The 12,839-nt window shown below is 71.2% G+C and carries 10 protein-coding genes and 1 pseudogene; 4 read left to right on the top strand and 7 right to left on the bottom strand.

Annotated features, from left to right (window positions below):
- Positions 1-62 precede the first annotated feature (62 nt).
- The 4 genes and pseudogenes from ACWC9R_RS14960 to ACWC9R_RS14945 all read right to left on the bottom strand — a co-directional run bounded on the left by ACWC9R_RS14960 (position 63) and on the right by ACWC9R_RS14945 (position 3,843).
- Positions 63-1,097 (bottom strand): IPT/TIG domain-containing protein, encoded by a 1,035-nt coding sequence (locus tag ACWC9R_RS14960; RefSeq protein WP_450731874.1) that lies wholly within the window; start codon positions 1,095-1,097, stop codon positions 63-65.
- 45 nt (positions 1,098-1,142) lie between these two features.
- Positions 1,143-2,132, bottom strand: a pseudogene (locus tag ACWC9R_RS14955) (IPT/TIG domain-containing protein); the annotation flags it as partial.
- 162 nt (positions 2,133-2,294) lie between these two features.
- Positions 2,295-3,047, bottom strand: coding sequence for an IPT/TIG domain-containing protein (locus ACWC9R_RS14950; RefSeq protein WP_450731737.1), 753 nt, complete (start codon positions 3,045-3,047; stop codon positions 2,295-2,297).
- A gap of 121 nt (positions 3,048-3,168) precedes the next feature.
- Positions 3,169-3,843 (bottom strand): hypothetical protein, encoded by a 675-nt coding sequence (locus tag ACWC9R_RS14945; protein ID WP_362607193.1) that lies wholly within the window; start codon positions 3,841-3,843, stop codon positions 3,169-3,171.
- A 454-nt stretch (positions 3,844-4,297) separates the two neighbouring features.
- Between ACWC9R_RS14945 and ACWC9R_RS14940 the strand changes: the two genes are divergently transcribed.
- Entirely contained in the window at positions 4,298-4,729 is a 432-nt protein-coding gene (locus ACWC9R_RS14940; RefSeq protein WP_450731735.1) for a protein-tyrosine phosphatase family protein, read from the top strand.
- Between the two features lie 45 nt (positions 4,730-4,774).
- On the opposite strand, the gene murJ is transcribed toward ACWC9R_RS14940, so the two are convergent.
- Both murJ and ACWC9R_RS14930 read right to left on the bottom strand, forming a co-directional pair.
- Positions 4,775-6,628: a murein biosynthesis integral membrane protein MurJ gene (gene murJ, locus ACWC9R_RS14935; protein ID WP_450731733.1), complete on the bottom strand. Its 1,854-nt coding sequence runs from the start codon at positions 6,626-6,628 to the stop codon at positions 4,775-4,777.
- 175 nt (positions 6,629-6,803) lie between these two features.
- A complete protein-coding gene (locus ACWC9R_RS14930) occupies positions 6,804-7,886 on the bottom strand; it encodes a S1 family peptidase (RefSeq protein ID WP_450731731.1) in 1,083 nt (360 codons plus the stop codon).
- A 552-nt stretch (positions 7,887-8,438) separates the two neighbouring features.
- Between ACWC9R_RS14930 and ACWC9R_RS14925 the strand changes: the two genes are divergently transcribed.
- The 3 genes from ACWC9R_RS14925 to ACWC9R_RS14915 all read left to right on the top strand — a co-directional run bounded on the left by ACWC9R_RS14925 (position 8,439) and on the right by ACWC9R_RS14915 (position 12,207).
- A complete protein-coding gene (locus tag ACWC9R_RS14925; RefSeq protein WP_450731730.1) occupies positions 8,439-9,518 on the top strand; it encodes an acyltransferase family protein in 1,080 nt (359 codons plus the stop codon).
- A 232-nt stretch (positions 9,519-9,750) separates the two neighbouring features.
- Positions 9,751-10,812 carry a class I SAM-dependent methyltransferase gene (locus tag ACWC9R_RS14920; RefSeq protein WP_450731728.1) on the top strand — a complete coding sequence of 354 codons (1,062 nt, stop codon included), beginning with the start codon at positions 9,751-9,753 and terminating at the stop codon, positions 10,810-10,812.
- Between the two features lie 132 nt (positions 10,813-10,944).
- Positions 10,945-12,207: a glycosyltransferase gene (locus tag ACWC9R_RS14915; RefSeq protein WP_450731726.1), complete on the top strand. Its 1,263-nt coding sequence runs from the start codon at positions 10,945-10,947 to the stop codon at positions 12,205-12,207.
- A 186-nt stretch (positions 12,208-12,393) separates the two neighbouring features.
- Here ACWC9R_RS14915 and ACWC9R_RS14910 read toward each other — a convergent pair whose 3' ends face one another.
- Positions 12,394-12,825, bottom strand: a complete 432-nt coding sequence (locus ACWC9R_RS14910; protein WP_450731724.1) for a hypothetical protein — start codon at positions 12,823-12,825, stop codon at positions 12,394-12,396.
- Positions 12,826-12,839 lie beyond the last annotated feature (14 nt).

The following is a 12,839-nucleotide window of genomic DNA, read 5'->3' as shown; positions in this document are numbered from 1 at the left end:
CGCACCGCCGGCCCGGTGTCTCTGCGGCCGGTGGGAGAAGGACTGTCGGTGCCGCGGTCGTCTCAGATGCCGGGGGACGCGACGCGGGTGTAGACCTGCGGGGCGCTGGTGCCGCCGGGGGTGGTGACGGTGACGTTGACCGGACCGGCGGGACCGGCGAGGACGTCGGCGACGAGATGGGTGTCGGAGACGACGGTGAACCCGGTGGGCACGCCGCCGAAGAGCACCGTGGTGGTCTGGGCGAAGTTGGTGCCGGTGAGGGTGACGGTGGTGCCGCCGGAGGTGGGGCCCTGGGTCGGAGCGAGCGTCGTGATGGTGGGCGCCGCCAGGTAGGTGTAGGAGACCGGGTTGCTCGTCCCGCCGACCGTGGTGACGGTGACCCCCACCGGTCCGGCGGCCCCCGCCGGGACCACGGCGGTGATCTGGGTGTCCGACACCACGGTGAACGAGGTGGCGGGGGTGGACCCGAAGCGCACCGCGGTGGCCTCGACGAGGTGGGTGCCGGTGAGGGTGACGGTGTTCCCGCCCCCGAGCGGACCGGAGAGCGGGAAGACCGCGGCGAGGACCGGGGCGCTGACGTAGAAGTAGGCCTTCGGGAGGGTGCTGGTGCCGCCCGGGGTGGTGACGGTGACATCGACCGGCCCGGCGGTGGCCGCCGGGACCACGGCGGTGATCTGCGTCGGGGAGATCACCGTCACGGAGGTCGCCGGGGTGCCGCCGAAGGTGACCGAAGTGGCCCCGGTGAGATTGGTGCCGGTGAGGATGACGGTGTTGCCGCCCGCGGTCGGACCGGAGTTGGGGCTGATGCCGGTCAGCGTGGGGGCCCCGGCATAGGTGTAGGGGAGGCCGTTGCTGGTACCGCTCGGCGTCGTGACGGTGATCTGTACGGTGCCGGTGCCGGCCGGGGCGACGGCGGTGATGTGGGTGTCGGAGACGACGGTGAAGGAGGTCGCGGGTGTGCTGCCGAACCGTACGTCGGTGGTGGTGGCCAGTCCCGTGCCGGTGAGGGTGACGGTCGTCCCGCCCGCGGTCGGACCGGAGTTGGGGACCGTCGAGGTCAGGACCGGGGCGGGCACCGAGACATAGGTGAACGCCACGCCGTTGCTCGTACCGCCCGGTGTCACCACCGTCACCTGCACGGTCCCCGTACCCGGTGGCGCGGTGGCCGTAATCTGCGAACTCGAATTCACCGTAAACGCAGCCGACACCGAGCCGAACCGCACCGCCGTCGCACCCGAGAATCCCGAACCCGACAACGTCACCACCGTCCCACCCGACGCCGGCCCCGAATTCGGACTCACCGACGACAACACCGGAACAGGCACCGACACATACGTGAACGCCACACCATTACTCGTACCACCCGGCGTCACCACCGTCACCTGCACAGTCCCCGAACCCGCCGGCGCCGTCGCCGTAATCTGCGAACTCGAATTCACCGTAAACGCAGCCGACACCGAACCAAACCGCACCGCCGTCGCACCCGAGAAACCCGAACCCGACAACGTCACCACCGTCCCACCCGACGCCGGCCCCGAATTCGGACTCACCGACGACAACACCGGAACAGGCACCGACACATACGTGAACGCCACACCATTACTCGTACCACCCGGCGTCACCACCGTCACCTGCACAGTCCCCGAACCCGCCGGCGCCGTCGCCGTAATCTGCGAACTCGAATTCACCGTAAACGCAGCCGACACCGAACCAAACCGCACCGCCGTCGCACCCGAGAAACCCGAACCCGACAACGTCACCACCGTCCCACCCGACGCCGGCCCCGAATTCGGACTCACCGACGACAACACCGGAACAGGCGCGGTGACGTAGGAGAAGGTGACGAACTGGTTGCTGGTGCCGCTGGGGGTGGTCACGGTCACCTGCACCGTGCCGCTGCCGACCGGGCTGGTGGCGGTGATCTGGGTGTCGGAGTTGACGGTGAAGGACGGGGACGGCGTGGCGCCGAAGCGGACGGCGGTCGCGCCGGTGAAGCCGGTTCCGGTCACCGTCACCGTCGTGCCACCCGCGGTGGAACCCGAGTTGGGGGACACGGAGGTGACGGTGGGGCTGGCGGCCAGGGACAGTGCGGCGGAGAGGGCGGGCGAGTGTGCGGAGCGATTCACGGCCATGGTCCTTCGTGGGCATTGGGCCCCGGCCGGCCCTGAGCAGTAGCGCCGGGCCGAGGCTCGTCATGGGAGGGGAGAGGGCCCGGGCAGGGAAAGGCCCCTGCCCGGGCGGGTGGTCCGCCGCCGCCTGGTCGCGGGACCAGGCGGCGGCGGCTCGGGGTCCGGTCAGATACCGGGTCCGGCGAGGTAGGTGAAGGCACCGGCGGCGAGGGCGGCGCCACCACTGGTGGTCACGGTGACGTCGGCAGGCCCCGGAGCACCGTCGGGTGTGGGCGGGGTGACGACCGAGAGGCTGGTGTCACTGATGACGGAGAACGGTGCGAGCGTGGCGCCGAAGGCGACCGACTGGGTGGTGCTGAGGTTGGTGCCGGTGATGGTCACCACCGTGCCGCCACTCGCCGGACCCGAGTTGGGGTTCAGCGTGCCGATCGTGGGCGCGTCGATGTAGGTGTACGAGAAGCCGTTGTTGGTACCGCCGGCCGTGGTGACGGAGACGCCGACCGGTCCCGCCGCCGCGCCCGCCGGAACGGTGACGGTCAGCTGACCGTCGTTGACCACGGTCGGGGTCGCGGTGGTGCCGCCGAACGACACCGAGGTCGCGGAGCTCAGTCCGGTCCCTGTGATGGTGACGGTGTTACCGCCCGCCGTGACACCACTCACCGGCGACAGGGTGGACTTGAACGGCGCGCCGACGTAGAAGAACTGCAGCGGGTTGCTGGTACCGCCGGGTGTGGTCACCGTCACCGGTACGGTGCCCGAGCCGGAGGGCGACGTCACGGTGACCGAGGTGGGGGTGTTGGCGGTGATGGTGGCGTTCTTGGTGCCGAACTTCACGGCGGTGGCTCCGCCGAGGTTGGTACCGGTGATGGTGACCGTGGTCCCGCCGCCGGTCGATCCCTGGTTGGGGGAGATGGGCATGGTGATGCTCCTTTGATGAGGTGTGTGAGAGGGGGTGCTGAACCACGACCGGAGGGCAGTTCGCCGTCGCCGGTCGGGGGGTTGCGTGATGGAGCAGTCGGCCGAGACCTCGGCCGGACCGTCAGGTGCAGCCCATGACGCTGCCTGACGGAGCACAGTTGTCCGGGGTGTTGTTGCGCACCGCCGTGCCCAGCAGCGACACACCACCGGAGTTGACGTAGATGCCGCCCCCGCTGGAGGTCGCCTGGTTACCGGTCACGGAGCTGGTGGTCAGCGTGATGCTGCCGTTGTCGTTGTAGAGTCCGCCCCCGGCGACGGCGGTGTTGCCGGTGACGGCGCTGGAGAGCAGCGAGACCGTGCCGCCCAGGTTCGAGAGGCCGCCTCCCGGATAGGGAGACACCGCGCTGCCGCCGCGGAGGGTGATGCCCACCGCACTCAACTGGCCGTTGGTGCCGGGCACGTTCGCCGCACCCTCGACCTGCATGATCCGGAAGGCCGGCGCGTTGGAGGCACGGGTGATGGTGACTCCCAGCCCCACCATGGTGATCGGGGTGGTGATCGGCGGCAGTCCCACCGGCCCGTGGGGCGAGCTGCCGTGAGCACTGGTGAGCTGGATGGTGCAGAACGGGACGAGGGCCAGGGTGTCCCCGCCGGCCGCATTGGCCGCGTTGATCGCGTTCACCAGCGCGTTCTCACTGCACAGCACCGGGGTCTGCGCGTGTGCCGTGGTCGGGGCCGCGGCCAGTGCCGCGGTCATTCCCAAGGTCAGCGCACAGATCCCGAGGATGGATCGCAACGTGCGGACAGTTCGCATGACGCCCCCAGAAAGAGGTGACGTGAGCTACCGCACCAGCCGGTCCCCATGAGCGGGCACCGGATGGTGAATGCACTTCCTCAGACGTGGGAGACGCGCCTGCCGCGATGCCAGGGCTGCATCACTGCCTGCACGCTCAATCGGACAGAACGGCAGGCCAGTTGCCACTCCCCCGAGAGGAATGGGCAGCCCACCGGATTGGAATATGACCAGTTACCCACCGGGGCGAGCGCGCCTGCAAGGGCCGTGCCACCCACTCACTCGAATGGCAGAGCGCGCATCCGCGACGTCGCAGAACACCGGCGCCGCCGCCCGGCGCCACCCCTGATACGCCGAGCGCCGCATACCCGGCCACCCGGCCGTCCCGGGCCGACGGATGTCGTCAACTGCCACTGAAAGGACCGTATTTGATCGGGCGGACGACTACGGTGAGTGGATGACCCACACCTGGAACGCCAGCGATGCCGGGGCCCTGCGGCTTCCTTCCGGTCGCCTGGTCCGGGGCCGGGGCCTGAGCCGACCGCTGCCGGCGGGCCCGGCGCCGGACCTCGCCGTCCATCTCCTCGGAAAGCAGCCGCCCGAGGTCCCCTGGGAGTCCGTCTGGCTGCGCTGGCCCGACTTCCGGCTGCCCAGCAGCCCTGACCGGGCCCGGGAAGTGCTCCGCACGGCCTGGGAGCGCGCTGAGGCCGAACGTGTCGAGTTCGCCTGCGCCGGTGGCCGCGGCCGGACCGGCACCGCGCTGGCCTGTCTGGCGGTGCTGGACGGCGTACCGGCCGGCGAGGCAGTGGACTTCGTACGCCGCACCTACCATCCGCGGGCCGTCGAAACCCCCTGGCAGAAGCGCTACGTCCGCCGCTTCACCGGCTGACGGCGACGGCCCGTCGGGCGCACCGGCCCGGCTGCCCGTCCGCGCTCAGCGGCCGAGGCGTCCGCGGACCATGCCGACCATGGCGCCGATTTCCGTCACCTTCATCCAGTGCGCCAGGAGCGCGAAGACACCGAGCAGGACACCGCCGCCGGCCAGCAGCGTCACACCGGAGCCCAGGAGGCCGCTGCCGAGGGCGCGGGTGACCGCGTAGGCCACACCGCCGCCGGCCAGTGCCGCGGGGAGCGCGGCGGCGATGAGCCGGGCATAGGTCCGCAGGACGCGTGCCCCGTCCAGGTCACCGCCCAGCCGCTTGCGCAGCCGGCGCCAGGCGGTGCCGACCCCGACCGCGTAGGCCAGTCCGTAGGAGGCGGCCATACCGGCGACGGCCCAACGCGGCGGGAGGAGGAGGAAACACGCCCCGGACGCGGCGGCGTTCACCGCGGCGACGATGACGGTGTTGAAGAACGGGGTCCTGGTGTCCTCGTAGGCGTAGAAGCCGCGCAGCACGACGTACTGCACCGAGTAGGGAATGAGCCCCGGGCCGAACGCCATGAGCATCCAGCCGATGCCGCGGGCGCCCTCGGCGTCGCTGCCGGCGTAGAGCAGGGTGGCCATCGGCACGCCCAGCGCCAGGAAGGCGAACGCGCAGGGCACGATGGCGACGGCGGAGGTCCGCAGGCCGTGGGAGATGTCCTCGCGGAGCGCTGTCGCGTCCCCGTCCTGGACCGCGCGGGACATCCGGGGCAGCACCGCGGTCATGACCGACACGGTGATGATGGCCTGCGGCATCTGCCACAGCAGCTGGGCGTAGTTGTAGGCGGTGATGCCGGCGCCGGTGTGCCCGGCGTCTTCGGCGAGGGACCCGGCCTCCGTGGCCAGTTGGATGACGACGGTCTGGCCGAGCTGGTTGGCGAGCACGAAGAGCAGCGTCCATTTGGCCAGGCCCATGGCTCTGCCGAGACCGTGGCCGCGGAAGTCGAACTGCGGGCGGAGGGCGAACCGAGCGTCGCGCAAGCCGGGCAGCATCGCCAGCGCCTGTACGGCGAGGCCCAGGAGGGTGCCGAGGCCGAGCAGCCGTACCCCTTCGGGGGTGATGGTGGAGGAGCTGACGCCGGACTCGGTGATGCCGCCGAAGGCCCAGATGAAGGCCCCGAACGTCGCGATGATCACGATGTTGTTGAGGACCGGGGTCCACATCATCGCGCCGAAGCGGCCCCGGGCGTTGAGGATCTGTCCGAGCACCAGGTGGGCGCCCATGAAGAACATGGTGGGCAGGCAGTAGCGGGCGAAGGCCACGGTGACGGCCATCCGCCGCGGGTCGGCGGCGATCCCCGGCGACATCATGTGCACCAGCAGCGGAGCCGCCAGCACACAGAGCACCGTGACGCCCGCCAGCACCACCAGGACCAGGGTGATCAGACGGTTGGCGTACGCCTCGCCACCGTCCTCGTCCTCCTTCATGGCCCGCACGAGCTGCGGTACGAAGACGGCGTTCAGCGCCCCGCCGCCGACCAGGAAGTAGATCATCGCGGGCAGGACGTTGGCGACCTGGTAGGAGTCGTTGAGGGTGCCGACGCCGAGCGCCGCGGCCATGACGAGGGTGCGGAGGAATCCGGTGGCCCGGGAGACGAGGGTGCCCGCCGCCATGACGGCACTGGACCTGAGCAGGCCCGAGGCGCCGCCGCGCTTCGGCTCGGGTATCGGCTCGGGTATCGGCTCACCGGAGGGGGCCGGGGGCCCCGCTGCGGGCGGCCCTCCGTCCGCCACCGGGCCGTCGTGCGCCCCGCCCGGCTCGGTCGGGTCCTGCTTCCCCAGCCGTGGCCGCAGCGGGACCGTGTCATCCGGAAGGAGCCGGCCCCCCGCCTCCCGGCCGTCGTTCCCCTGCCCCTGCGCGTTCATGACGTCCCCACCTTGTCCCGCCCCCGGCCCGTGAAAGGGCCCCGTTCTCGCTCGACGGGACACTCTTTCACTGACCGGGTGGGGTCACCTCATGCGGCCTGCGCAGGGGCGGAGTTGGGACGCTCTGGGGCGGCGTGGTTCCGGAAGCCGTCGTGCACTCCGGAGGAACAGCTGGTCAGTCGATCTGCGCTCCGGTCTTCTCAAGGGCCTCGCGCACGGGCTGGTAGTACGTCATACCCCCCGAGGAGCAGTCGCCCCTGCCGCCCGAGGTGATGCCGAGGGCGGTGTCCCCCTCGAAGAGCGAGCCGCCGCTGTCCCCGGCCTCCGCGCACACGGTGGTCTGGATCAGACCGTCGACCGGTCCCTCCTGGTAGTTGGCGGTCACGTCGAGCGCGACCACGTCACCGTCCCGTACGTGTGTGGAGCCGCCGCTGCGCCGCACCTTCTGGCCCACGATCGGGTCGCCCGCCCGGGTAATGGCCTGCATGCTGCCGTTGTAGAGGTCCACCGCGCCGGGGTGGGTGACGCCGGCGGCCGTGTACTTCACGATCCCGAAGTCGTCACCGGGGAAGGTCCCGGCCTCCGTCACCGCGATCTCGTCGCCCCCCTGTGTCGCGGACCAGCTCCGTACGGCGTTGGTGCAGTGCCCCGCGGTCAGGAAGTACGGCTGTCCGCCCTTGGTGACGTTGAAGGCGAGCGAGCAGCGCGCCGCGGTCCCCCAGATGGCGTCGCCGCCGGCGATCAGCGGCCGGAGGGTGCCCGCCGACTGCCGGACGGTGGCCCGGTCACCGAGCGAAGCGGCGACCCGCTTGAGCCGCTCCAGCTTGTCGCCCCGGACCGTGCGGTCGGCGGTGATGACCACCTGGTTGGTCCTGGGGTCCATTCCCCAGGAGGTGCCGGGGATGGTGGCCTGCTTCTTGAGGGTGGCGCGGGCGGCGTCCAGGGAGGCGAGCGAGTGCTTGACGACCCTGGCCTCGGCACCGGCCGCCCGTGCCTTGGCCGCGGCGTTCTCGGTGGTCACGTTGACGACGAGTGTGTGGCGCGCGGCGTCGTAGTAGGCGCCGGCTCCGTCGGCGCCGAGGGTGGAGCTGATGCCCTTGGCGCGCTGTCCGGCGGCGCTCGCCGTCGGGGGGTCGGGGGCCGCCTTGGCGGGGGCGGCATCGGCGGTCTGCAGGGTGAGGGTGGCGGCGGTCAGGGCCGCCATCAGACCGGCACCGGTGCGGACGGTGCGGGACATCGGTACGCGGGTGTGCTTCAACTCGGGACCTCGGGTGGGGTCGGACCGGGCGAGGGTGTCGGGCCCGGATGCGGTTGCTTCGTCGCCTGCCCCACCTGGAGGGGCTGTCGGCACCGCCCGCGGCCCGGGGGCCTGACATCGCGGCGCGGACGTATCTATTCCTGCCCCCTCCGCGCACCACACCCGCCCGGCCACGGGTCCGCGGGAATCACCTGTACGGCGGCGGTTTCGGCGGGCTCGCCGAGCGCTGGACCGTATGAGTGAAATCGGTTCACCGCCCTATGCAGGGGGCGTGCCACGGTGGGTCAATCGTGCTATCCGCGCGACGGGCCGCCCATTCCTCCGCACGGGGCAAGGAGCCAGTCCTTCCCATCCGTTCCCGGGCGACCCACCGGCGCAGCCATCCGTCAATCAGTGGTGCCACGGGCCCGGGCGTTCCCCCGCAGGAGGCCTCTCGTGCACCATCTCTCCGGTCCGTCTTCCGAGCCAACCGCCGTGCCGGGACACACCGTTGGCGGTCAACGCGGCGCACATCCCCCGGCCGCGCACGGTACGTCTCCCGTCCCCAAGCGGTTGTCCTCACTGACCGGTCTGCGCTTCGCCGCCGCGGTCGCGGTGCTCTATACGCACAGCATGCTCATGATCGACCCGGATCTCGCCAAGAACCTCGGGCCCGAAGTGTGGGTGGGCGGCAGCGCGGTGTCGCTCTTCTTCATTCTGAGCGGCTATGTGCTGACGCACTCCGCCCGCCCGGACGACACCGCACGCGCCTTCTGGCGGCGGCGGGCCGTCAAGATCTTTCCCAACCACATCGTCATCTGGTGCGTGATCATCGCCGCGCTCATCGGTGCCGGTGCGTCGACGTTCACCGGCGGGGCCGGGATCGCGGCCGGGCTCTCCAGCCTCTTCCTGGTGCACACCTGGGTGCCGAGCCATCTCTTCGTCTCCGCGGGCAACCCCGTTTCCTGGTCCCTCGCGGCCGAGGTCTTCTTCTACCTGCTCTTCCCCGTCATGCTGCCCTGGATCAAACGGCTGTCGCCGCGCGGGCTGCTGATCGGCGCGGCAACGGCGCTCGCGGTGGTCTGGTCGTGGCCGGTGTTCTGCGCGCTCGTGGTCAACCCGGACGGGGCGTCGTTCCCCGAGTACTGGTTCCTGTACATGCTGCCGGTCACCCGGCTGCCCGAGTTCGTCCTCGGCATGATCGCGGCGCGGATCGCCGCGTCCGGTCTGCGGATTCCGCGGATCGGCGTCATCCCGGCCGCGCTGGGTGTGATCGGCGCGGTCGTCATCAACCCCGAGATACTGCCGCAGCGCTTCCTGTACGCGGCGTCGACCGTGGCCCCGCTCGTCATGCTGGTGTACGCGACCGCGGAGCTGGATCTGCGCGACCGGCGCTCGGTGCTGCGCACCCGGCCGGTGGTGTTCCTCGGCGAACTCTCCTACGCCATGTACCTGGTCCACTTCCTGGTGCTGGGGCTGCTGTACCTGGGGCTGAGAGGCCACGGCTGGAGCAACCTCGATGTGGTGCTGCTCGGCCTGCCGTTCGTCCTGCTGGTGTCGTGGCTGCTGCACGCCGGGGTGGAGCGGCCCTGTGTGCGCCGCTTCTCCACCTCGCGCGCCCGCGCCCGGGCCCGTGCGGCCGCGGCCTCATGAGCGCCGGACACTGCCCGGGCCGGCGGCGGGCGCAGCCGCCGCGCGGGGCCTTCCCGCCACGGTGCGCGATCGCGACGACGTCCCGGCCCGCCGTCGCGTGCCACAGCCCGCTGGTCCGGCTCGGCCGGTTCGCGGTGCGGCCGCGGAGGGCCGGCCTCGCGTATCGCGTGCACCGCCACATCCGACGGCCACGCCCGCGCCACCAGGACGACAACTGAGAGAGGAGTTCCCCGTGACGAACAAGCGAAGCGCGCGGATCGCCGCCCACAGACCCCGCTATCAGGAGGAGTTGGCGCACGGGCTGGAGCGGTTCTTCGATCCGGAGCGCACCACCTGCCCGTGGTGCGACTCCGCCCGCCTGCGCCGGCGGCTGCGCACCACCAACCATCCCCAGCGCAAACCGGGAAGCTTCGTCCTCGACCAGTGCCGCAACTGCGGGCACGTCTTCCAGAACCCGCGGCTGAGCGCGGACGGCCTGGATTTCTACTACCGCGACTGCTACGACGGGCTGGGCGAGGCGACGATGGCGCGGATGGCCGCCTCCCCCCTCGCGGTCAAGCTCTACCGGACCCGCGCGCGGGCCCTGCTCCCGTTCGGCCGCCCCGCACGCTGGCTGGACGTGGGCACCGGCCACGGCCACTTCTGCGCCGAGGCCCAGCGCATCCACCCGCGGACCGAATTCCACGGGCTCGACTGGGGCGAGGGCGTCGACATCGGCGCACGCAACGGGCGCATCTCCCGTGCCTACCGGGGCTCCTTCGCCGGTCTGGCGGGCCAGTTCACCTGCCAGTACGACGTGGTGAGCATGTACCACTATCTGGAGCACACGCTGGCGCCACGGCAGGAGTTGGCCGCCGCGCACACGGCGCTCCGGCCGGGCGGGCACCTCCTGATCGAGGTCCCCGACCCCCAGTCCGCCGCCGCGCGGCTGCTGGGCCGCTGGTGGGGGCCGTGGCTCCAGCCCCAGCACCTGCACCTCATCCCGCTGGACAACCTCTGCGCCGCACTGACCGAGCAGGGCTTCACCGTGGAGGCCACCGACCGGCGGGAACCCCACATCCCCACCGATCTGACCTCCGCCGCCGTGAACGTGCTCAACTCCGTGCTGCCGGGCGAGGACCTGCCCTGGCTGCCCAGGAAGCCCGGAGCGGTCAGCCGCTGGGTCCGCGGGCTGTCCCTGCTGGCCGCCGCGCCCGCCCTGCTCGTCCTCTTCGGGCTCGACATCCTGCTGGCGCCCCTCACCCGGCGCACCCGGCTGTCCAACGCCTACCGGGTGATCGCACGCCGGGACTGACCGCGCCGGTCTGCACAACGGCGCACGACCACAAGCGTTTCCGGCTCCGGGGCGCCGCGGTGGCTAGCCCACCCGGGTGAAGCCCCGCGCGGTCGGAATCGCCGGAACTCAGGGAACGGAACACTGCCGACCATGCACATCCTCATCGCTACCGCGGGTTCGCACGGGGACGTGGCCCCCTACACTGGCCTCGGTGCCCGGCTGCGGCAAGCCGGACACCGGGTGGTGGTGGCCACCCACGCACGCTCGGCCGAGATGGTCCGCCGCAGCGGCCTCGGCTTCCGTCCGCTTCCACTCGACCGCTACGCCACCGCAGCGGCGGCCGCCCCACAGGACAACCGGCCGGGAAAGGCCGCCGGGGCCGGTCTCTCCAAGGTCGAACAGATAAAGCTGGCACGGGAGTTGGCACCGGAGATGGCGGACGCGGTGGCGGAGGCCTGTGCGTCGGGGCCGGAAGTCGTGCTGCTGTCCAGCAGCCTGGCCCCGCTGGGTCTCGTGGCGGCGACGGGGCTGAGGCTGCCCTGCCTGGGCGTCTTCCTCCAACCGCTCGCGCCCACCCGGGAGTTCCCGCCGGTCATCTTCGACATGCCGTCGATGGGGCCGTTCGCCAACCGGGCCGCGGCACGGTGCGCCGAGTCCCTGCTGGCCCGCGCTTTCGCCCCCGGCGTGCGCCATCTGCAACGCCAACTGGGCGTACCGCAGGCCGTCCTCGAACGGCGTCAGGCCACCTGGCCGGTCCAGCACGGCTTCAGCCCGGTGGTGGTCCCCCGCCCCCTCGACTGGCGGCGGGGCATGGACGTGGCGGGCTACTGGTGGCCGTCGGACGCCGCCGACTGGACGCCGGAGCCCCGGCTCGCGGACTTCCTGCACTCCGGTCCGCCACCGGTGTACGTGGGGTTCGGCAGTATGGAGCCCACCGACCCGGAGCGGCTCGGACGCCTGGTGGCGCGCGCCCTGAAGCTCGCCGGAGTACGCGGCATCATCCAGGCGGGCCGGTCCGGCCTTCCTGTGGACTCCGGCCTGTCGGTGGACGGGGACGAGGTACTGACCGTCGGCGAGGTGCCGCACGCCTGGCTGTTCCCGCGGATGGCGGCCGTCGTGCATCACGCGGGGGCCGGCACCACAGCAGCCGGTCTGCGCGCGGGCGTACCGGCGGTCCCGGTACCGATGATGCTGGACCAGCCCTTCTGGGCCTCGCGCCTCACCGCACTCCGCGTCAGCCCGGGACGGCTCCCCTTCCGGCGACTCACCGCGGAGAACCTGGCGGAAGCCCTCCGAAAGGCCGTACACGACCCCCGCTACCGCCACCGCGCCCGACAGGTCGCCACCTTGCTCGGGGCGGAGGACGGCGCCGGCCGGGTCCTGACGGCTGTGGAGCAACTGGCGGGTCGGTGACGGAAGTTGCTCTCTACGGGTCCGAGGGGGACGGCGACGACCGGACGGGAACCCGGTCTCGGCCCGCTTGGCCGCACGGATTCCTGTCCGGCAACATCCGCCGGACAGGCTATGGGCCGTGTACCGACCATGAGGCCACCCTCCTCGTGACAGCCGTCAATGAGCAGCTGTGACCAGCACGCATCGCTAAAGCTCCTCATCCTGGGCCAGTTCCTCCCAGTGCATGCTACGAAGCGCAAGATCAGCGTCTTCGCCCGACGGGACAACCGGGGCCGGCTGGAACCAGGCCACGACGAGAGCGGAACGGTGCAGCACGGGTTCGAGCTCAGGGTCGACCGCTGTCGAGCCGAAGACACCGATGCAAGCCACGGAAGGCAGCACCTCAACAGGGCCGAAGGCGCCGGCAGTCTGGTCCGGGAACGCGCGGGTGGGCTGAACGAGATGAACCGGCGTGGAAGAAAATGCGCGTTCGGCCCGCTGCTGGAGACCGCTGACCATCAAGTCGTTCATGCGCTTGCACGGATAGCCCTCCAGCATCCCCCCGTAGGTCGAAGACATCCGCAGCTCGGTGAGCTCGATCGAACGACCGGACAACAGGACTATGTGGCTCAGCGACATGTCGACACCCTATG

Source organism: Streptomyces sp. NPDC001219 (genome assembly GCF_053597915.1).
The sequence above is the reverse complement of the archived record's forward strand: the minus strand, read 5'-3'. Positions and strand labels throughout refer to the sequence as shown.